Genomic DNA, 20,426 nt, shown 5'->3' with positions numbered 1-20,426 from the left:
GTGACTCTGGACATCAGCCTTGGCGTCAGGTGGGACGCAGGGCAGCCAGGATCGAGGAAAGGCGCTGTCGCACGGCGGTATCGGCGGAAAGCAGGGGAAGTCGGGGGGCACCCACCGGCCAGCCGCAGATCTCCAGGGCGGCTTTGACAGGGATGGGATTGGTCGTGCAGAAGAGCGCCCTGCACAGGGGCAGCAGCTGCTGGTGCTCGTCGAGGGCGGTGGCGATGTCGCCGCTCAGGAAGGCCTGGAGCATGGCCCGGATCCGGGGACCCACCAGGTGGCTGGCCACGCTGACCACGCCCACCGCACCCACCGCCAGCATCGGCAGGGTGAGGGCGTCATCGCCGCTGTAGATCGCCAGGCGATCGCCGCAGAGCTCCCGCAGCCGGCTGACCTCCTCGGTGGTGCCGCTGGCGGCCTTGAAGCCCACCACGTTGGCCTCGTCGAGCAGGCGGGCCGTGGTGTCCGGGGCCAGGCTGCAGCCGGTGCGCCCAGGGATGTTGTAAAGCATCAGGGGCAGCTCCGGAGCGGCCTTGGCCACGGCGCGGAAATGGGCTTCCAGGCCCTCCTGGGGAGGCTTGTTGTAGTAAGGCACGACCACCAGGGCACCGTCGGCGCCGAGGGCGGCGGCCTCACCGGTGGCTTCCACCGCCTCGGCGGTGCAGTTGCTGCCGCTGCCGGCCAGCAAGGTGGCACGGCTCCCCACCGCCCCCTTCACGGCGGCGAAGAGCTCGTGCTGCTCCTGCCAGGTGAGGGTGGGGGACTCGCCGGTGGTGCCACACAGCACCAGGCCATCGGAGCCGTGGCCGACCAGATGGTCCGCGAGCCGGGCCGCCAGCTCCAGATCGACGGCCCCATCCGGCTGGAAGGGGGTCACCATGGCGGTCAGCACCCGTCCGAAGGGGGCCTCGGGGGAGGGGGCCGTGCTCGGCGCCTGCAGGGTGGCCATGCTCAAACGGCACCTCCGGCGGGGGCATCGGCCGCGGCGGGATCCCTCAGCAGTTCAGCGATCTGGATGGCGTTGAGGGCGGCACCCTTGCGGATCTGGTCACCGCAGAGCCAGAGCTCCAGGGCGCGGGGATCGCTCAGATCCTGGCGGATGCGGCCCACGGCCACCGGATCCCGGCCGGTGACGTCGGTGGGCATGGGGAAGCGATTGGTCTCGAAGTTCTCGATCAGCTCGACCCCGGGGGCGGCCGCCAGCAGCTCGCGGGCCTCCATCACGGGGAAGGGCTCCTCAAACTCGATGTTGACGGCCTCGGAATGGGCCCGCAGCACCGGCACCCGCACGCAGGTGGCCGTCAGGCGCAGATCAGGGAGACCCATGATCTTGCGGGTCTCGTGGAGCATCTTCAGCTCCTCCTCGCAGTAACCGCTGGGCTGCAGGGGCGAGTTGTGCAGGAAGAGGTTGAAGGCCAGCGAATGGGGCAGCACCGTGCTCACCGGTTCACCCCCGTCCAGCACGGTGCGGCTCAGGTCGCGCAGCTCCTCCATGGCCCGGGCACCGGCGCCGCTGGCCGACTGATAGGTGCTGACCACCACCCGGCGGATCGGCCGCCGGGCCGCCAGGGGGGCCAGGGCCAGGGTCAGCAGGATGGTGGTGCAGTTGGGATTGGCGAGGATCCCGCTGTGGGCGAAGGCGGCCTGGGGATTCACCTCGGGCACCACCAGGGGCACGGCCGGATCCATCCGGAAGGCACTGGAGTTGTCGATCACCACCGCGCCGGCGGCCGTGGCCACCGGCGCCCACTGCCGGGACACCGAACCGCCGGCCGAGGCCAGCACCAGGTCAATGCCCTCGAAGGCGTCGGCGCCGACGGGCTGGACCCGCAGCCGCTCACCCTGCCACTCCAGATCCTGGCCCGCCGAGCGCGGCGACGCCAGCGGCCGCAGCTCCGCCACCGGAAAGCCCCGCTCGTGGAGTAGCACCAAGAGTTCCTGGCCCACGGCTCCGGTGGCGCCGAGGATGGCGATGCGCAACGGCCGCGAGGGCAGGTGGCGCGGAGGGGAGGGGAGGGTCGCTGAGACGGTCAACGGGGGGAATCGGGACGGATGGCGGGGCGGGAGCGGGCCTGCTGACTGAAGACGGGGCCCGGAAGGAAACCCTGAAAGGGGATCGGGAAACGGATGGGGCGGGGACCCCCCGGGGAAGGGAGCCTGAAACAAAATTTCCGGCCTGGTGGCCGGAGCAAACTCTTCAGTTGGAGATATGGGCGCGCCGATGCGTCGATCGCACAATACGTGGCGGAGGCCCGGAACGGCCAGTTTCTAGGATGGGGGGCTGCCCGAAGCGAGCCCCGTTTCATGAGTCCTGCCGCCAGCACCGAAGCCAACCTCCGGGTGACCACCTCCCCGCGCCCCGGAAGCCGTCTGGCGGTGGAGGTCGCCGTGCCTGCGGGGCGCAGCCAGAAGAGCTACGAGGCCGCCCTCGAGAAGCTGAGCCGCAGCGTCAAGCTGCCCGGCTTCCGCAAGGGACGGGTGCCCCGGCCGGTGCTGCTGCAGCAGATCGGACCGCTGCGGATCCGCGCCACCGCCCTCGAGGACCTGGTCGATGCGGTCGTGCGCGAGGCGATGCAGCAGGAGGCCATCGAGGCCATCGGCCGGCCCGAACTGAATGAAGCCTTCGAGCGGGTCCTGGAGCGCTTCACCCCGGGGGAGGAGCTCACCATCACCCTGGAGATGGACGTGGAGCCCACCCCGACCCTGCGCAGCACCAAGGGCTTCAAGGCCGAGGCGGAGCCCGTGCCTTTTGATCCGGCCAGGGTCGACGAACTGATCGAGCAGTCGCGCCGCCAGCTGGCCACCCTGGTGCCGGTGGAGGACCGGCCCGCCGCTGAGGGCGATGTGGCCCAGATCGCCTTCCGCGGCACCTTCGTCGACACCGGCGAGGCCATCGAAGGCGGCAGCAGCGAAGGCATGGAGGTGGAGCTGGAGGAGGGCCGCATGATCCCCGGCTTCGTGGCCGGCATCATCGGCATGGCCGTCGGGGACAGCCGCGACGTCTCCTGCCGCTTCCCCGACAGCTACCCCCAGGAGCAGGCGGCGGGCCGGGAGGCCCTGTTCGCCATCACCCTGCTGGAACTGAAAGCCCGGGAACTGCCCGCCCTCGACGACGCCTTCGCCCAGCAGGCCAGCGACAAGCCGACCCTGGCCGAGCTCCGCGCCGACCTGGAGACCCGCCTGCGGGAGGACGCCGAGCGCCGCCATCGCGCCAACCGCCATGAGGCCCTGCTGACGGTCCTGGTGGAGGAGCTGGAGGTGGAGCTGCCCGAGACCCTGATCCAGCAGGAGGTGCGCAACCTGATCGAGCAGACCGCCGGTCAGATCTCCCAGCAGGGCATGGACGTCAAGAAGCTGTTCACCCCCGATCTGGTGCGCAGCCTCATGGACACCTCCCGCCCCGAAGCCGAGCAGCGGCTTCGGCGCAGCCTGGCGCTCAAGGCCCTGGCCGCGGCCGAGGCGATCGAGGTGGCCGCCGCCGACCTGGAGGCCCGGCTGGCCGAGATCCGCAAGGGCCTGAGCGACAGCGCCGCCATCGACCCGGAGCGGCTGCGGCTGGCGGTGGCCGAGGACCTGCTGAAGGAGAAGCTGCTGGAGTGGCTCGAGGCCAACAGCACCATCACCGACAAGGCCCCGGACGCGGAGGAGGCCCCGGCGGAGGGCGTCCCTGAGGCCACCGGTGAAGCGTCGCCCAAACCCGCCAAGGCCGCCAAGGCGAAGAAGGGAGCCACAGGCGCCGAGGCCCGGGAGGAGGACGCCCAGCCATAGATTGAAGCCACTCCCCCCGTCCGCCAGCGAAACCGCGTGATCGACGCCCGACCGCCCCTGATCCCCGACTGGCTGCCCGCCGCCCTGGCGGGCCCGGCGGGGACACGGCCCCACCCCGTGAACAACCGTTGGCAGGGGCCGATGCCCTGGAACGCGATGGCCGCTCCGGGCCCCACCGCCGCTCCGGGGGTCCTGCCCACCGTGGTGGAGCAGTCGGGCCGCGGCGACCGGGCCTTCGACATCTATTCCCGTCTGCTGCGGGAGCGGATCATCTTCCTCGGCACCGGAATCGACGACCAGGTCGCCGATTCCCTGGTGGCCCAGCTGCTGTTCCTGGAGGCCGAGGACCCCGAGAAGGACATCCAGATCTACATCAACTCCCCGGGCGGCTCGGTGACCTCCGGCCTGGCCATCTACGACACCATGCAGCAGGTGGCGCCGGACGTGGTCACCATCTGCTACGGGCTGGCCGCCAGCATGGGGGCCTTCCTGCTCACCGGCGGGGCACCCGGCAAACGGATGGCCCTCCCCAATGCCCGGATCATGATCCACCAGCCCCTGGGGGGCGCCCAGGGACAGGCGGTGGACATCGAGATCCAGGCCCGGGAGATCCTGTTCCTGAAGGACACGCTCAACGGGCTGATGGCCGAGCACACCGGCCAGCCCCTGGACAAGATCGCTGAAGATACGGACAGGGACTACTTCCTTTCCCCTGCGGAGGCGGTTGAATACGGACTCATCGACCGGGTGGTCGATGACGCCCCAGCCCCCGTCGTCCCTTAGCGCCCCTGGCCAGGACGTCACCGATCACCGCTCCGAACTTCAGGAACGACTGACAAATCGGCGGCTGGGGTCGATCCTGGAGGCAGGTCCATCCTGCCGCCATACCCAGGGCGACCACCGCCGCTCCCGCCGCCTCCTTGCCGATGGCCAAGTTCGACGCCCATCTGAAGTGCTCCTTCTGCGGCAAGTCCCAGGAACAGGTGCGCAAGCTGATCGCCGGGCCTGGCGTCTACATCTGCGACGAGTGCATCGATCTCTGCAACGAGATCCTCGACGAGGAACTGGTCGAGCACCACGGCCATGGCCCCCCGGGCCGGCCCATGGCCGATGGGGGCCGCAAGGCCCCGGCCAAGAAATCGGCCCGGCCGGCGCCCACCCTCGCCACCATCCCCAGGCCCCAGGAGATCAAGAGCTTCCTCGACCAGCAGGTGGTGGGCCAGGAGGAAGCCAAGAAGGTGCTGGCCGTGGCCGTCTACAACCACTACAAGCGGCTGGCCTGGCAGGGGGACGGCAAGGGCGAGACGGACCAGACGGCCACCCGCCTGCACAAGTCGAACATCCTGCTGATCGGCCCCACCGGCTGCGGCAAGACCCTCCTGGCCCAGTCGCTGGCGGAGATGCTCGATGTGCCCTTCGCGGTGGCGGATGCCACCACGCTCACCGAGGCGGGCTACGTGGGCGAGGACGTGGAGAACATCCTGCTGCGCCTGCTCCAGAAGGCGGATCTGGACGTCGAGCAGGCCCAGCGGGGCATCATCTACATCGACGAGATCGACAAGATCGCCCGCAAGAGCGAGAACCCATCGATCACCCGTGACGTCTCCGGTGAGGGGGTGCAGCAGGCCCTGCTGAAGATGCTGGAGGGCACCGTGGCCAACGTGCCCCCCCAGGGCGGACGCAAGCACCCCTACCAGGACTGCATCCAGATCGACACCAGCCAGGTGCTGTTCATCTGTGGCGGCGCCTTCGTGGGACTGGAGGACCTGGTCCAGAAGCGGATGGGCCGCAACGCGATCGGCTTCCTGCCGGCCGATGGTCGCAGCCGCGTGCGCTCTGGCAAGGAGAAGCACTCCAGCGAGGTGATGCGCCACCTCGAACCGGAGGATCTGGTGCGCTATGGCCTGATTCCCGAGTTCATCGGCCGGCTGCCGGTGAGCGCAGTGCTCGAACCTCTCGACACCAGCGCCCTCGAAGCGATCCTCACCGAACCGCGGGACGCCCTGGTGAAGCAGTTCCAGACGCTGCTGAGCATGGACAACGTGCGGCTCGAGTTCGAACCGGGCGCCGTCGAGGCGATCGCCGCCGAAGCCCACCGCCGCAAGACCGGCGCCCGGGCCCTGCGGGGCATCGTCGAGGAGCTGATGCTCGACGTCATGTACGACCTGCCCTCCCGCCGCGACGTGCAGACCTTCACCATCACCCGGGAGCTGGTGGAGCAGCGCAGCAAGGCCAAGGTGCTGCCGATCAGTGCCGCCGCCGACCTCGACGGCCACCGGGGTGAACAGGCCACGGCCTGACCCGAGGCCGCGCTCGACGCCGACATGGCGCTGGTCTCGATTCTGTCGCTGACGATCAGCACGCCTTCGCCCGGCTGGTGGATCAGGCGAAGCACCAGAGCACGAAGCGGCTGACGGCGAACGTGCGCCGGGCGATCCGGTTCTCGAGGCCCTGGCCGAACTCAGGCCGCGGCCTCGCCCGCCTGCTCGACTGGCGCGGCCCCCTGCTCCATCTCCCGAAGCGTCTCCGGGGAACCGGCAGGGGCCGTGAGGCACCGGGGGAAGCGACACCCTGGCGAGCGGCTATCCCCACTCCCGGAGGGAATCCCCGGCCGCGCCAGTGACGCGATGCTGAGTGGACGCCCCTCGCTCCGCTCCGCTCCTTGGCCGCCGCCGATCATCTGCAGGCCCCACGCCAGCACGGCCTGTTCCTGCACCACGGCATCGACCTGGGGGACGGCACCGTGGCCCACTACCTGGAGGGCAGGGAAATCCTGCGCAGCCCCCTGCAGGACTTCAGCCGCGGGGAACCCATCAGCGCCGTGAGCTACCCGGAGGGGGCCTGCTCGCCGGTGGGAGTCACCCTGCGGCGAGCCATGGGCCGCATCGGGGAACAGCGCTACAACCTGCTGTTCAACAACTGCGAGCATTTCGCCCACTGGTGCAAGACCGGACGGCATCGCAGCGCCCAGGTGGAGGACTGGCTTCACACCGGCAGCCTCGGCGCCCTGGCCCTGGGCCAGTTCGTGCCGGCGGCCCTGCTCACCGGGGCGCGGGTGCTGCTGCGCCAGGGCCAGTCCCTCGCCGAGACCCTGGCCACCGGCCTCGACCCCGAGCAACTGGCCCGGGGCCGGGAGCTGGCGCGGCGCAGCCTGGAACAGCTCGATGGCCTGCGCCAGCGGCTGCAGGCGCGCCTGGAAGAGGAGCTGGCCCGGGCCGAACGGCGCTGGGGCGAGGGGGACGGCACCCTCACCACGGGCAGCGACCCCTTTGAGCGGCTGCGGCTAGCGGGGCAGAATCTGGCCGACCAGCTGGCCGCGGTGGAGGAGATGGAGGACAGGCTGCAGAGGCTGCTGGAGCCAGGGCCACCCCTCCAGGGAACGGATCAGTCGTAACCCAGCGTTGCGAAATCCGCCGCCCAGAGTTGCCTCACCCGCGCTTCGGCCTCGGGCTCGAAGGCTTCACCGGGCGGCAGGTGAACGGTGGCGTTCAGGTGCGGCAGGGTCAGCTGACAGCCCAGTCGGAGGCTGACGCGCTCGAAATCAGCCGCGAGGGTTTCGAAGCGGCCGATGAAGTCGACGAGCACCTCACCGTCGGGACTGCAGACGTAGGAGGTCTGCAGCAGGGTCGGGGTCATCGCCAGCCCCCGATACCGGTACAGATGGCCGTGGAGAAGGTTGACGTCCTCCACCGTGAAGCGCCTCCTGGCCCCGGGGGCGACGGATGGAGGCGGCTGGGCAGGGGAAGGGGCGGAAGCCCGATCGACCCGCCGGCCCGCAAGCCGCTGCAGCACCGACCGGGCCCGCCCCGGAGGCACCCCCGCCCCGGGCGGGCCGCACCGCGGCGCCAGGTTGTAGACGCACTGGGAGGTGAACCAGTCGAGGGGATGGCGCACGAAGACGAACTTGAAGCAGGACTCCCAGACATCCCGGGGCAGCAGGGAGCGCAAGACCGCCGGAGGCATGTGTTTGTTGGCCCAGAGGCCCGGCAGGCCAGTATTGAGCCCATCCACATCACCGTACGGGCCCAACTGATCTTCGATCGATGTTGTTCCTGTCTTGCCGTTGGAGATGAAGATGAACTTCTTTTCCAGGGAAATGATCGCCACCGGGAAAGAGACCGTCGGGAATCTGGCGCCGCCAGCCTACAGGGTCGACCCGACTCCATTGGCCATGTCTGACGCAGCCAATCACATCACCTCCCGCAGCAGCACGGCTGCCACCAGAGTGCGCATGCCGATATGGAGGCGACCCCATTCCGAATACGCTGTAGAATCGATCAAGAATCATCCATACGGATGCGTGAAGAATCTCATCATCACCTCGTCCTTCGGTTATCACCCCGTCCAGTTGATCCCCTTTCTGGAGTCAGCGCACCGGGCCTGCCAGGAAGCCGACGTGACGATCATCACCACGCCATCCGACGCGGCGCGCTACGGCAACCTGAAGGAGCGCTATCCCAATCTGAGCTTCTTCCTGATCCCCGAAAGGAAGCGATCCCGCACGCCTGCAGCGAAGGGAGCAGCCAGCCAGCCGTGGCAACGCCTGAAGAAGGCCAAGCTCATCGCCCTGCTGCTGCTCAAGAGCAAGCTCGGCCTGCGGCCGATCATCCGCCACAACAGGTCGTCCGTTCTCGGCCTCAGCATGCTCAACGTCCATGTCTGCCTGCGCCGGTATTTCGCCGCGCGCGATCTGCTGGCTGAGCGCGGCGACAGGGCCATCGCCTCTGTCCTGCTGGCCGATGTGCGCGATGTGATCTTTCAATCCGACCCGTTTGCCCATGTGAGCTCCGGTCGCTACACGGGTGACGAGATCCTCAAGGTGAAGGACTGTCACTCGAATGCGGTCTGGATCAAAGCGGCCTACGGCGAGGAAATCTTCCATCAGCTGGCCGACAAGGTCTCCGTCTGCTCGGGCGTTTCGATCGGCACCATCGGGTCCATGCGTGAGTATCTCGACGCCTTCTGCCAGGAAACCATCCGTGTGATGCAGGACAAGTGTCTCGACACCCTGCCGGTCTGGGATCAGGCCTTTCACATCAAGATGCTTCTACTCGACGGCTTTCCGTTCCAAACGGTGCCGTGGAACGGCTTCGTCGCCACCGTCGCCCAGGCGGCAGGGGAGCACCTGCGGGTGAATGCCGACGGGCTCGTGGAGGTGGATGGCCGGGTCCCGGCGATCCTCCATCAGTACGACCGCCATCCCCCGATCCAGGAGCACATCCACGCCACCTACCGCTGAACCGCCCCGCTGATCCACCCGAAGGCGGTCCGCCTTAGGCTCCCTGTCCGGTCAGGGCAGGGTGCATGGTCCAGGCCTACGAGCCCCTTCATCACAAGTACCGGCCCCAGCGCTTCGACCAGCTGGTGGGCCAGAAGGCGGTGGCCGACACCCTCAGCCAGGCCCTGCTTCAGAACCGCATCGCCCCGGCCTACCTGTTCAGCGGACCCCGCGGCACGGGCAAGACCTCCAGCGCCAGGATCCTGGCCCGCTCGCTCAACTGTCTGGCCAGCCCGGGACCGACCCCGGAGCCCTGCGGCCGCTGCCAGCTGTGCCTCGACATCGCCGCCGGCAACGCCCTCGATGTGATCGAGATCGATGCCGCCTCCAACACCGGCGTCGACAACATCCGGGAGCTGATCGAACGCTCCCGCTTCGCCCCGGTCCAGGCGCGCTGGAAGGTGTACGTGGTGGACGAGTGCCACATGCTCTCCACCGCCGCCTTCAACGCCCTGCTCAAGACCCTGGAGGAACCGCCGCCGCGGGTGGTCTTCGTGCTAGCCACCACCGATCCCCAGCGGGTACTGCCCACCATCCTGAGCCGCTGCCAGCGCTTCGATTTCCGGCGCATCCCCCTGGAGGCCCTGGTGGGGCACCTGCAGTGGATCGCCGCTGAGGAGTCCATCGGCATCACTCCGGAGGCCCTGCACCTGGTGGCCCAGCGCTCCCAGGGGGGCCTGCGGGACGCCGAGAGCCTGCTCGACCAGCTCAGCCTGCTGCCGGCGCCGATCGCCGCTGACGCGGTGTGGGACCTGCTGGGGGCGGTGCCGGAGGTGGAACTGCTGCAGCTGGCCGAGGCCATGGCGGCGGCGGATCCCCTCCAGGTGGTGGAGGGCTGCCGCGAACTGCTGGACCGGGGGAGGGAACCGGCCGCCGTGCTGCAGGGGCTGGTCAGCCTGCTGCGGGATCTGCTGCTGGCGGGGGTGGCGCCCGACCGGCTGGAGCTCACGAGCGTGACGCCCGAGTTGCGGCCACGGCTGCCGGAGGTGGCGCGTCGGATCGGCAAGGCCCGCCTGCTGCGTTGGCAGTCCCAGCTCAAGGGCAGCGAACAGCAGCTGCGCCACAGCGTGCAGCCGCGCTTATGGCTGGAGGTGCTGCTGCTGGGCCTGCTCGCCGAGCCGGCCACCGTGGCCGCCGCACCCGCCGCCGCCCCGGCGGGGCCGCAACAACCGGTCGAAGGCCAGCGTGTCAGCCGCAGCCCGGAGCCCGCGGGGGCCGCTGCGGCCCCACCACCGCCGGCCCCGCTGGCACCGACCCCAGCCATGGCCCCGGCAACGACCCCGGCGGCACCGGCCGGGACCGTGCCCGCCGCTCTCCCAGCGGATCCGGCGACCGCCCCTGAGCGACAGGGGCCCTCCGGCGAGGATCTGGCCGAACTGTGGCAGCAGATCCTGGCCGGGCTGGAACTCCCCTCCACCCGGATGCTGCTCTCCCAGCAGGCCCAGCTGCTGCGGCTGGATGAGCGTCGGGCGGTGGTGCGGGTGGCCGGGACCTGGATGGCCATGGTTCAGAGCCGCCTGCCCCTGCTGGAGAAAGCGGTGGCCAGTGCCCTGGGCAGTCCGCGCCAGCTGACCCTGGAGGCGGGGGGCGACGCCCCAGCCGCCCGGACGGCCAGCGCCCAGGCGGCCCCGGCCCCGGCCCTGGCCAGCCCACCGCCCACGACGACCGCCGCCGCCAGGCCTGAGGCCGCCGGGGTCTCCGCGGCCCGGGCCCCCATTGCCAGCCCCCCTGCAGCTGATCGCCAACCTCGGCCTCCGGCTGCGCCGCAGGCTGGAGAAGGCCCCGACGAACCCAGGGCGGCCGCGGGGGCGATACCGGCGGCGATTGATGCCCAGGCCAGTCGTCTGGCCGAGTTCTTCAACGGTGAGGTGATCAGCGGCCTCAACGGCGATGCCGACCTGAACTGACAGCCAACGGCCGCAGGACCTCAGGGTGCTGTCCGCCCGCCCCTGAGAACGCGTGGGAGGCCGCCGGCCCAGCGGGAGACCTTGCCGATGAGCAGCAGAAGGCGTACGACAGGGTTGATGGTGATCGGCGGGTTGCCGTAGACGTGCCCGGCCGGATCCCAGAGATACTCAACGAGCATCAACCGGATCGTCTCGCAGAGCGACAGAAACACCCTGGCCGCCAGCACGGGCTGCTCAAGTCTGGCCAGAACGGCCAGCTTGAATTCCAGCAGGGCGAACAGACGTCGCAGCTTGTGCTTGGCGAACGCGGTGGTCTTGGAATCGGGGTGGACGCGGTAGCCGGTGAGGGGCTGATCAAGGTACAGAAAGCGCCCCCGCTGAGCCAGCAGAGCCCAGCACACCCAATCACCGAAACCCAGCACGATGTTCGTCGCCCAGGACACCGACCGCAGGTCCGCTGCCCTGACGAGCACGGAGGAATTGCAGATCCTGTTCCTGATCAGATACTCGGAGAGCTGGGAGAAGCGATAGGGCCCGGCCGGATTGTTGTTGAAGTGGGACTGGAAATAGCTGGACCGACTCAGGTCCCCCACCACCTCGACCGCCGTATGGCAAAGCACGACATCAGGGTGCTGGCCAAGGGCCTGCAGCTGAAGGTCCAGCTTCCCGGGCCGAAAGAGGTCGTCGGAATCGAGGATCGCGATGAACTGCCCTGACGCCCTGCCCAGCGCCAGGGCCCTGGCGATTGTCTCGCCCCGATTCTCACGGCCCGGATGACAAAGGAGGATCAGGTCAGGAAACTCCGTGGCCTGAAGCCGCTCCAGCAGGTCCCAGGAACCGTCCGTCGAGCCGTCGTCAACGACGATCACCTCCAGGGGCCGATGCGCCTGCGCATAGACGGAAGCGATCGTGTCCTCGATGAAGCGAATCGCGTTGTAGCTGGGGATGATGACGGACACCAGCGGGGCCCGTGTCGATGGGGCTGGGGCCGCTTCGGTGTCACCGCGCCGCGGACCGCTGCTCACGGCGACGAGCCCTCAGACATGGCTGGCTTCCGAGGCGAGCTCGGGGTCGGACTCCATCGGCCCCTCGCCGGGATCGGCCGCGAGCAGCGGATCGCCATGGTCCTGGCCGAGATGCAGCGTCTTGACCCAGACCAGCTTCTTGGGCAGCAGGGCCATCTTCAGGGTCACCCAGGGGATCACCAGGAACCAGTGGACCAGGTAGACGATGCCCAGACCGGCGCTGAAGGGGTTCATCTCCGGCAGGGGGGGGCCCTCCGACGGCCGGCGGCAGCCGGTGGCGATCGCCATGCCCGAGAGGGCCAGGGCCACGATCGAGAACGGCCACATGGTGGGGGCCGTGCGGGTGAGCAGGGTGCCGATCAGGTCGGCGCTGGCCACCACGGGCAGCACGTACTGCAGCAGGAAGAAGCAGGTGAGATCGAGTTTCTGGCTGAACCCGAGCCGGTCGGAGACCAGGCCGGAGCCGTAGTCGAAGAAGCGCTGCAGGCCACCCTCGGCCCAGCGCTGGCGCTGGCGCCAGAGGGCCGGCAGGGTCAGCACCGCCTCCTCCTGCACCGGGGGATCCCAGAGCACGCCGATCGGCAGGCCCTCCAGCAGCAGACGGAAGCTCAGGTCGAGATCGTCCGTCACCGTGTCCTCGTTGAAGCCCCCGACCTTCAGGAGGGCCTCCCGCGAGAGCAGCTGGCCGTTGCCCCGCAGTTCGGCCACCCCGCCGTTGGCCAGACGCCCCTCCTGGATCATGGCGTCGAAGGCCATCTCCATCGCCTGGGCGGCGGTGAGCAGGTTGGTCTGGGCATTGACCACCGCCTTGCGCAACTGCACCGCCGCCCAGCCGCCGGCCTCCGCCCAGGGAACGAGGCGCTCCAGCACATCCGGCTGCAGATCGGCATCCGCGTCGAGCACGAGCATCCAACGGCCGCCCAGTTGCTGCAGCACCAGATTCAGGGCCCCGGACTTGCCGCCACCCGCATCCCTGGGCCGGCGCAGCACCCGCAGGAAGGGATGCCGTCCCTGGAGCTCGGCCAGCAGCTCGGGTGTGCGGTCGTCGCTGCCGTCATCGACCACCCACAGGGCCAGCTGGCCCTCGGGCCAGCGCAGGGCGGCGATGCGCTCCACCAGCCGGGCGATCACCGCCTGCTCGTCGCGGGCGGCGACCACCACATCGACGGCCGGACAGGCCCCCGCGGGGGCCGCCGCTGCGGGCGCCTCGCTGGGGCGGCGGCGGAAAGCCTGCAGCAGAACGGTCCGCAGGCTGTAACCCCCGAGCAGGGTCGCGAGGGTGAGGGCCGGCACAAGGCTGCGGCCCGGGGGCAGCCAGTGGGGGGCGATCCCCACCAGGCCGCAGCAGGCGAGGAACAGGGCCGCCTTGGCACGGCGGCGATCGCTGTCACTGCCGCCGGCAGCCATGGTGAACCTCATGCAGGCGGAGACTCTAGGGGGAATCGGCGCCGGCACCCAGGGGCTGGAGGGAGGTGCCCGGGTAGTAGTGCGCCAGGATTCGCCGGGCACCCCAGCCGCGACCGGCCAGGTCGATCGCACCCGCCTGGGAGAGCCCCGCCCCGTGGCCGAAGCCGCCGCCGGCCAGCTGCCAGGCGCCCTCACCCTCCGGCCGCAGGGTGAACAGGGTGCTGGGCAGGGAGCGGAGAGTGCGGCGGATCGCATCCAGCCGCAGCACCGTGCGGCCCTTCGTCCCCTGCACCTCGAGGGCCAGCACCCGGCCGCTGGGCCCCCTGGCCAGCACCTTCAGGGCGGTGGGCCTCCCCACCCCCCGCTCCGGCCCGAGGGCGGCGGCGACCTGGGCGGCCGTGAGCCGTCGCTGCCAGCGGAAGACGGGATGGTCGGCCCCCCAGGCCGCCTGGCCATCCCGGAGCAGCGTCGGCAGGGCCGCGGCGGCCAGGGGCACCGGGAAGCGGGTCTGGAAGGGGGCCGGGCCGTCGGGGAAGGCGTTGAGATAGGGGACCGGTGGCCCATTCCAGGCCTCCTGGAAGGCGGCGCTGATGCCGCCGTTGCTGGCGTGGTACACGGCGTGGATCGGCCCATCGGCACCCATCAGCACGGCCAGCCGGGTGGCGGCGATGGCCTGGCGCACGGCAGCGCCGGCCTGGCGCGGGTCGCTGTACACCTGGCACTGGGTGTCGGCGCAGAGGTGGTAACCATCCGCCGCGAAGCGGTGCTGGTTGCGCACCGCCCAGGTGCGGGCCAGCACGGCCTGGGCCTCGAGGGCCGCCGCCGGCACCCCGGCCCCGATCTCATGGGGCACCACCCCCTCCAGGTAGCGCTCCAGGGGGACCTGCTCCACCAGGCTCCAGCCGCCATGGGCGTCGCTCAGCAGCTGGAAGGGGCCGGCGTAGACCCCCCGGTCCCAGAGCAGACCACCGGGGGCCTCGATCCGGATCGGCCCGGCCAGGGGCACCACCCCCTGGGCCCGGCGCAGCTCCAGGCCGACCCGTTCGCTGACCGTCCGCTCGAGGCTCTGCAGCCGCAGCCCCTCGGGCAGCGCGGCGGGGTCGGGTGCGCCGGCCGGAGCCCACACCTCCCAGTCGCGGGGCCGGGCGATCACGGCCGCCACCCCCATCGAACGCCAGATCCCGGCCGCCTGCTCGGCGCTCTCGAAACTGGCGAACGGACCCAGCACCCGGCGCCGCAGCGTCACGGGCCCGGGCAACAGCTCCCGACGCCAGTGCAGCACCAGGGAGGGTGCCTGAAAGCGCTGGCCGCTGGCATCGATCAGGGTGAGCAGGCCGCCGTTGCCGCGCAGGCGCAGGGGCGGGGCCGCGGGGGCCTCGCTCGGCGCCGGACCCAGGCGGGCGGCCAGGGCCACCGCCAGCACCGGACGGGCCGCCGTGACCGGCTCGGGCCGGGCCACCGGCCAGTGCATCAGGCTGGTCTGTCCGGAGGACGGGGCGTCCGGAGGGGGTGGCGGCGACAGGGCGGGCGGCCCCTGCTCGGCCCGGCAGCCGGCCGGGAACAGCAGGGCCGCGGCCAGCAGCAGCCGGGGCAGGACGCGGGGACGCAGGGGCATCGAGGGGGCGGGGGGTTGGAGGAGGGTTCACCCGCGTCGTAGTGTGCTTGTTTGTGCCTGCGCCTACCGAGATGCCGAAGCTCAAGACCCGCAAAGCGGCCGCCAAGCGGTTCAAGGCCACCGGCACCGGCAAATTCATGCGCCGGCGTGCCTTCCTCAACCACCTGCTCGATCACAAGAGCCCCAAGCGCAAGCGCTACCTGGGGACGATGGCGGTGGTTGACGATCGCGACCACGACAACGTGGCCCGGATGCTGCCCTACGCCGGCTGAGTCCGACCTGGCTCCTTCCGGAGCCTCGGCCTTCCTGTTTTTCCAACCCGTTTTCCACCCCAAGCTCACCTCCCATGGCCCGCGTCAAGAGGGGCAACGTCGCCCGCAAACGCCGCAACAAGATCCTTCGTCTCGCCCGCGGCTTCCAGGGGAGCAACGGCAGCCTGTTCCGCACCGCCAACCAGCGGGTCATGAAGGCCCTCTGCAACGCCTACCGCGACCGTCGCCGCCGCAAGCGTGACTTCCGTCGGCTGTGGATCGCCCGCATCAACGCCGCCGCCCGCATGAACGGCCTCAGCTACAGCAAGCTGATCGGCGGCCTCAAGCGGGCCGACGTGCGCCTGAACCGCAAGATGCTCGCCCAGCTGGCCGTGGCCGATCCCGCCAGCTTCACCGCCGTGGCCACCACGGCAGCCCACTGACGCCGTCCACCCAGCCCCGTCCGTCCGGCCGGCCCCGATGACCGATCTGCTGCCCCAGGCCTACCTGCTCGGCCTGATCGCCCTGCTGGGTGTGGCGGCCGTCGTGGTCGGCCGCCAGATCCTGCGGGTGCGGCGCGATGAACTCGCCCTGGCCCGCCTCGGAGGCAACGACAAGGACAGTGGAGGCTCCAGGGATGCCTCCACCCTCTACGAGCTTGCCTCGGTGCAGCTGCGCAAGCGGCTCTATGTCGAGGCCCAGGGCAACCTCAAGCAGGCCCTCAAGCTGGCTGACGCCGAGAACGCCCCTGCCGAGGCGCGGGCCCTGATGGAGAACGCCCTCGGCTTCACCCTGGCGGCCCAGAACAACTACAGCGCCGCCGTTCGCCACTACCGGGCCGCCCTGCGGGCCAAGGCCGACTACCCGGTGGCCCTGAACAACCTCGCCTTCGCCCTCGAAAAGCAGTCGAAGGCCGACGAGGCCCGCAGCCTCTACGAGAAGGTGCTGCAGCTGGAGGCCACCAACAGGACGGCCCTCAAGCGGCTCTCGATCCTGGAACGGCGCAGCGGCCGCCAGGCTGGCGAGAGCGGCAAGGCCTCCTGAGACCCAGCCCGGCCAGGCTCACCAGAGGCCGCGCACCGGGGCGGGCTGTGCGGCGGCGGGGGCCTGGGCGGTTCGTTCCGGGACCAGCTGCAGCCGCCCCCCGGGGGTGGTGAGCCGGGGCGCCCGCCAGCCGCTGAGCGACAGGCCCTGCACGCTCTGAAAGGCGCCACCGGGCTCCAGGGCGCCACCAAGGGGGTCCCCCAGCACCAGCAGGTCGAGCTGGTCGGACTTGGCGTTGAGGTTGCCCTGCACCGGGGATTCGACCCCGCCGATGGCCATCGCTCCGCGCAGGTCCACCATCTGGCCGATCGGGGTGGCCCCGTCGATCCTCAGCTGGACCGGCACGGCGGGGCCGCCGCTGAAGGACTGATAGCGGCCGCTCCAACGACGGGGCATCTGCTCGGCGATCAGCCGGGCCCGGGCGATCGGATCGAAGGTCTCCACTTCGCCGTTGGTGCCCCCGTCCTGGTCAAGGGCCTGGATCTCGGGGCGGGTGAAGGGCACGAAGCCATCGGCCGGCAGGGGGCTGGCGGCAAGCACCGGGCTGGCGGCGAAGACCGGGCTGGCGGCGAGCAGCAGGGGCACGGCGGCCAGGGGCACCGGCATGGCGTGGATCTCAGTGGCAGAAGGCAGACTAATCGGGATGCGCCCGTCCGCCGCAGGCCCCCGACCGTGACCGCCATCGCCCCCCTGACCTCCCGCGACGATCTGGTGATCGCCGGCCGCCGCTTCCGCAGCCGTCTGATGACCGGCACCGGCAAGTACCCGAGCCTGGAGGCCATGCAGGCCAGCCTGGAGGCCAGCGGCTGCGAGATCGTCACCGTGGCGGTGCGGCGGGTGCAGAGCGGCGCCCCCGGCCACGGCGGCCTGATGGAGGCGATCGACTGGGGCCGGATCTGGATGCTGCCCAACACGGCCGGCTGCGCCACCGCCGAGGAGGCGGTGCGGGTGGCCCGGCTGGGCCGGGAGCTGGCGCGCCTGGCGGGCCAGGAGGACAACAATTTCGTGAAGCTGGAGGTGATCCCCGACTCCCGCCACCTGCTCCCGGATCCCTTCGGCACCCTCGAGGCCGCCGAGCAGCTGGTGAAGGAGGGCTTCGCCGTGCTGCCCTACATCAACGCCGATCCCCTGCTGGCCAAGCGGCTGGAGGAGGCCGGCTGCGCCACGGTGATGCCGCTGGGGTCGCCGATCGGTTCGGGCCAGGGCATCCGCAACGCCGCCAACATCGGCCTGATCATCGAGAACGCCCGCGTGCCGGTGGTGGTGGATGCGGGTCTCGGGGTGCCCAGCGAGGCCGCCCAGGCCATGGAGATGGGCGCCGACGCCCTGCTGATCAACAGCGCCATCGCCCTGGCGGGCGATCCGCCGGCCATGGCACGGGCGATGGCCCTGGCCACCGAAGCCGGTCGCACGGCCCTGCTGGCGGGCCGGCTGCCGCAGCGGGCCGAAGCCCGGGCCAGTTCTCCGATCGAAGGCCGTGTGACGAACCATTGACGATCGGGCCGATCGCCGGCCCGCTCCATAGGGTTTGCCGCAAACCGATCCCCAGTCATGCAGGTCACGGAAGAAGACGGCGGCAAGCTCAACGCCTTCGCCAAGGAGCCCCGCATGGTGCTCCAGGAGGAGGGGGAGACCAGCGGCGCCAACCGGATGCTGCTGATCGGCGGCCTGGTGCTGGTGGCCGTCCTGGTGGCGGTGGCGGCCCGCATCAGCTGAGGCCGGTGGGGCCTCTGAGGCCTGTAGTAGCTTGCCCGTCTGAGCAACTGCTCGTTCAGGAGTCTGGGGTGAAGGTTCTCGTTCTCGGCGGCGACGGCTTCTGTGGTTGGCCCTGTGCCGTGAACCTGGCGGAGGCCGGACATGACGTCGTCATCGTCGACAACCTGAGTCGACGCAAGATCGACATCGACCTGGGCGTCGAGTCCCTGACGCCCATCGCCACGATCCAGGACCGGCTGCGGGCCTGGGAGCAGGTCGGTGGCCGCGCCATGAGCTTCGTGCACCTGGACATCGCCCGGGAGTACGACCGGCTGCTGGAGCTGCTGCGCAGCGAGCGTCCGGCGGCGATCGTCCACTTCGCCGAGCAACGGGCCGCCCCCTACTCGATGAAGAGCAGCGCCACCAAGCGCTACACCGTCGACAACAACGTCAACGGCACCCACAACCTGCTGGCGGCCATCGTCGACAGCGGCCTCGATGTCCACATCGTGCACCTCGGCACCATGGGCGTCTACGGCTACGGGTCCCACCGCGGCGCCACGATCCCGGAGGGCTACCTGACGGTGGAAGTGCCCCAGCCTGACGGCACCTGCTTCACCGAAAAGATCCTGCACCCCACGGATCCCGGCAGCGTTTACCACATGACCAAGACGCTGGATCAGCTGCTGTTCTTCTACTACAACAAGAACGACGCGATCCGGGTCACCGACCTGCACCAGGGCATCGTCTGGGGCACCAACACCGAGCTCACCCAGCGGGATCCCCGGCTCACCAACCGCTTCGACTACGACGGCGACTACGGCACCGTGCTCAACCGCTTCCTGATGCAGGCGGCGATCGGCTACCCGCTCACGGTCCACGGCACCGGCGGCCAGACCCGTGCCTTCATCCACATCCGCGATTCGGTGCGCTGCGTCCAGCTGGCCCTGGAGCACCCCCCCGAGCCCGGCGAGAAGGTGAAGATCTTCAACCAGATGACCGAGAGCCACCAGGTGGGCGAACTGGCGCGCAAGGTGGCGGCCCTCACCGACGCCGAGATCAACTACCTGCCCAACCCCCGCAAGGAGGCGATCGAGAACGATCTGATCGTCGACAACCGCTGCTTCATCGAGCTGGGCCTCAAGCCCACCACCCTCGATGACGGCCTGCTGGCCGAGGTGGTGGACGTGGCCCGCCGCTGGGCCGACCGCTGCGACCGCTCCAAGATCCCCTGCCTCTCCGCCTGGACCCAGCGCCAGGCCGAAGCGATCAAGGCCTTCGCCTGATCTCCCCCCCGTGAAGATCGCCTTTTTCACCGAAACCTTCCTGCCGAAGGTCGACGGCATCGTCACGCGGCTCACCAAGACGGTGCAGCAGTTGGTGGCCGCCGGCGACGAGGTGCTGATCTTCTGCCCCGAGGGCGCCCCCGATGGCTACATGGGGGCCCGGGTGGTGGGGGTGCCCGCCATGCCGTTGCCGCTCTATCCCGAGCTGAAGCTCGCCCTGCCCCGGCCAGCGGTCTCGGAAGCCCTTGACCGCTTCGGCCCCGATCTGGTCCATGTGGTCAATCCGGCCGTGCTGGGCCTGGGGGGCATCTGGCTGGCCCGCAGCCGAGGGCTGCCGCTGGTGGCCAGCTACCACACCCATCTGCCCAAGTACCTGGAGCACTACGGCATGGGGATGCTGGAGCCCCTGCTGTGGGAACTGCTCAAGGCCGCCCACAACCAGGCCCAGCTCAACCTCTGCACCTCCACCGCCATGGTCGAGGAGCTGGCGGCCCGGGGCATCCAGCACACGGCCCTGTGGCAGCGCGGCGTGGACACCGACCTGTTCCGCCCCGAGCTGGCCTCCGGGACCATGCGTGAGCGACTCCACGGCGGCCACGCCGATACCGGCCACCTGCTGCTCTACATCGGCCGGCTCTCGGCGGAGAAGCAGATCGAGCGGATCCGGCCCGTTCTCGAAGCCATGCCCCAGGCCCGGCTGGCCCTGGTGGGGGACGGTCCCCACCGCCAGCAGCTGGAGCGCCATTTCGACGGCACCGCCACCACCTTCGTGGGCTACCTGGCCGGCCAGGAGCTGGCCTCGGCCTACGCCAGCGGCGACGCCTTCCTGTTCCCCTCCAGCACCGAAACCCTCGGTCTGGTGCTGCTGGAGGCGATGGCCGCCGGCTGCCCGGTGGTGGGGGCCAACCGGGGCGGCATCCCCGACATCGTCAGCGACGGCGTCAACGGCTGCCTCTACGACCCTGACCAGCCCGCCAGCCTGACCACAGCCGTGCAGCGGCTGCTGGGGGATCCGGCGGCTCGCCGCCAGCTGCGCCTGGCCGCCCGCGAGGAGGCCGAGCGCTGGGGCTGGGCCGGTGCCACCGCCCAGCTGCAGGGCTACTACCGCCAGGTGCTCCAGCAGGGCCGTCTGCCCCAGGTCGCCTGAGGG

Annotated in this window: 20 protein-coding genes; 13 read left to right on the top strand and 7 right to left on the bottom strand. The window is 70.3% G+C overall.

Translation table 11 applies throughout. From position 1 onward, the window contains the following. Window positions 1–25: 25 nt before the first annotated feature. Both dapA and VB738_RS03085 read right to left on the bottom strand, forming a co-directional pair. The gene (gene dapA / locus VB738_RS03090) at window positions 26–949 is read right to left on the bottom strand and encodes a 4-hydroxy-tetrahydrodipicolinate synthase (RefSeq protein ID WP_323304331.1); all 924 of its coding nucleotides are present in this window, start codon (window positions 947–949) and stop codon (window positions 26–28) included. Window positions 950–951: 2 nt separating this feature from the next. Next, on the bottom strand, window positions 952–2,034 hold the full coding sequence (locus VB738_RS03085; RefSeq protein WP_323304330.1) for an aspartate-semialdehyde dehydrogenase: 1,083 nt from the start codon (window positions 2,032–2,034) through the stop codon (window positions 952–954). A gap of 270 nt (window positions 2,035–2,304) precedes the next feature. On the opposite strand from VB738_RS03085, the gene tig reads away from it, so the two are divergent. The 4 genes from tig to VB738_RS03065 all read left to right on the top strand — a co-directional run bounded on the left by tig (window position 2,305) and on the right by VB738_RS03065 (window position 7,162). After that, on the top strand, window positions 2,305–3,768 hold the full coding sequence (gene tig, locus VB738_RS03080; protein WP_323304329.1) for a trigger factor: 1,464 nt from the start codon (window positions 2,305–2,307) through the stop codon (window positions 3,766–3,768). A 141-nt stretch (window positions 3,769–3,909) separates the two neighbouring features. Further along, a complete protein-coding gene (clpP, locus tag VB738_RS03075; RefSeq protein ID WP_323304404.1) occupies window positions 3,910–4,551 on the top strand; it encodes an ATP-dependent Clp endopeptidase proteolytic subunit ClpP in 642 nt (213 codons plus the stop codon). Between the two features lie 143 nt (window positions 4,552–4,694). After that, window positions 4,695–6,068: an ATP-dependent protease ATP-binding subunit ClpX gene (clpX, locus tag VB738_RS03070; RefSeq protein WP_015109845.1), complete on the top strand. Its 1,374-nt coding sequence runs from the start codon at window positions 4,695–4,697 to the stop codon at window positions 6,066–6,068. 362 nt (window positions 6,069–6,430) lie between these two features. Next, window positions 6,431–7,162 (top strand): lecithin retinol acyltransferase family protein, encoded by a 732-nt coding sequence (locus VB738_RS03065; RefSeq protein ID WP_323304328.1) that lies wholly within the window; start codon window positions 6,431–6,433, stop codon window positions 7,160–7,162. On the opposite strand, the gene VB738_RS03060 is transcribed toward VB738_RS03065, so the two are convergent. Continuing rightward, window positions 7,153–7,731, bottom strand: a complete 579-nt coding sequence (locus VB738_RS03060) for a hypothetical protein (protein ID WP_323304327.1) — start codon at window positions 7,729–7,731, stop codon at window positions 7,153–7,155. The two genes, VB738_RS03065 and VB738_RS03060, sit on opposite strands and share 10 nt — an antisense overlap. Window positions 7,732–8,068: 337 nt before the next feature. Here VB738_RS03060 and VB738_RS03055 point away from each other — a divergent pair, with 337 nt between their 5' ends. Both VB738_RS03055 and VB738_RS03050 read left to right on the top strand, forming a co-directional pair. After that, window positions 8,069–9,007, top strand: a complete 939-nt coding sequence (locus tag VB738_RS03055) for a hypothetical protein (RefSeq protein WP_323304326.1) — start codon at window positions 8,069–8,071, stop codon at window positions 9,005–9,007. A 65-nt stretch (window positions 9,008–9,072) separates the two neighbouring features. Continuing rightward, window positions 9,073–10,953, top strand: a complete 1,881-nt coding sequence (locus tag VB738_RS03050; RefSeq protein ID WP_323304325.1) for a DNA polymerase III subunit gamma/tau — start codon at window positions 9,073–9,075, stop codon at window positions 10,951–10,953. Window positions 10,954–10,973: 20 nt separating this feature from the next. Here the strand turns inward: VB738_RS03050 and VB738_RS03045 are convergent, their stop codons facing one another. The 3 genes from VB738_RS03045 to VB738_RS03035 are packed head-to-tail and all read right to left on the bottom strand — an operon-like array spanning window position 10,974 to window position 15,000. Continuing rightward, window positions 10,974–11,978 carry a glycosyltransferase family 2 protein gene (locus VB738_RS03045; protein WP_323304324.1) on the bottom strand — a complete coding sequence of 335 codons (1,005 nt, stop codon included), beginning with the start codon at window positions 11,976–11,978 and terminating at the stop codon, window positions 10,974–10,976. Between the two features lie 12 nt (window positions 11,979–11,990). Next, window positions 11,991–13,385, bottom strand: coding sequence for a glycosyltransferase family 2 protein (locus tag VB738_RS03040; protein WP_323304323.1), 1,395 nt, complete (start codon window positions 13,383–13,385; stop codon window positions 11,991–11,993). Between the two features lie 25 nt (window positions 13,386–13,410). Next, on the bottom strand, window positions 13,411–15,000 hold the full coding sequence (locus tag VB738_RS03035) for a SpoIID/LytB domain-containing protein (RefSeq protein WP_323304322.1): 1,590 nt from the start codon (window positions 14,998–15,000) through the stop codon (window positions 13,411–13,413). Window positions 15,001–15,071: 71 nt separating this feature from the next. Between VB738_RS03035 and rpmI the strand changes: the two genes are divergently transcribed. The 3 genes from rpmI to VB738_RS03020 all read left to right on the top strand — a co-directional run bounded on the left by rpmI (window position 15,072) and on the right by VB738_RS03020 (window position 16,295). Beyond that, complete coding sequence (rpmI, locus tag VB738_RS03030) at window positions 15,072–15,272, top strand: 50S ribosomal protein L35 (RefSeq protein ID WP_015109851.1); 201 nt, start codon at window positions 15,072–15,074, stop codon at window positions 15,270–15,272. A 74-nt stretch (window positions 15,273–15,346) separates the two neighbouring features. Next, window positions 15,347–15,694 (top strand): 50S ribosomal protein L20, encoded by a 348-nt coding sequence (rplT, locus tag VB738_RS03025; protein WP_323304321.1) that lies wholly within the window; start codon window positions 15,347–15,349, stop codon window positions 15,692–15,694. 37 nt (window positions 15,695–15,731) lie between these two features. Then, window positions 15,732–16,295 (top strand): tetratricopeptide repeat protein, encoded by a 564-nt coding sequence (locus tag VB738_RS03020; RefSeq protein WP_323304320.1) that lies wholly within the window; start codon window positions 15,732–15,734, stop codon window positions 16,293–16,295. Window positions 16,296–16,313: 18 nt separating this feature from the next. Here the strand turns inward: VB738_RS03020 and VB738_RS03015 are convergent, their stop codons facing one another. Then, a complete protein-coding gene (locus VB738_RS03015) occupies window positions 16,314–16,901 on the bottom strand; it encodes a hypothetical protein (RefSeq protein ID WP_323304319.1) in 588 nt (195 codons plus the stop codon). 66 nt (window positions 16,902–16,967) lie between these two features. On the opposite strand from VB738_RS03015, the gene VB738_RS03010 reads away from it, so the two are divergent. The 4 genes from VB738_RS03010 (at window position 16,968) to VB738_RS02995 (ending at window position 20,423) form a co-directional block, all read left to right on the top strand. Then, window positions 16,968–17,789: a thiazole synthase gene (locus VB738_RS03010; RefSeq protein WP_416233141.1), complete on the top strand. Its 822-nt coding sequence runs from the start codon at window positions 16,968–16,970 to the stop codon at window positions 17,787–17,789. Between the two features lie 57 nt (window positions 17,790–17,846). Beyond that, window positions 17,847–18,011, top strand: a complete 165-nt coding sequence (gene psb34, locus VB738_RS03005; protein ID WP_323304318.1) for a photosystem II assembly protein Psb34 — start codon at window positions 17,847–17,849, stop codon at window positions 18,009–18,011. A gap of 68 nt (window positions 18,012–18,079) precedes the next feature. Next, complete coding sequence (locus VB738_RS03000) at window positions 18,080–19,276, top strand: NAD-dependent epimerase/dehydratase family protein (protein ID WP_323304317.1); 1,197 nt, start codon at window positions 18,080–18,082, stop codon at window positions 19,274–19,276. Window positions 19,277–19,286: 10 nt separating this feature from the next. Further along, window positions 19,287–20,423 (top strand): glycosyltransferase family 1 protein, encoded by a 1,137-nt coding sequence (locus VB738_RS02995; RefSeq protein WP_323304316.1) that lies wholly within the window; start codon window positions 19,287–19,289, stop codon window positions 20,421–20,423. Window positions 20,424–20,426 lie beyond the last annotated feature (3 nt).

The sequence above is a fragment of the Cyanobium gracile UHCC 0139 genome (assembly GCF_034931325.1).
Lineage (GTDB): Bacteria > Cyanobacteriota > Cyanobacteriia > PCC-6307 > Cyanobiaceae > Cyanobium > Cyanobium gracile_B.
This window is presented reverse-complemented; position numbering and strand designations above follow the sequence as displayed.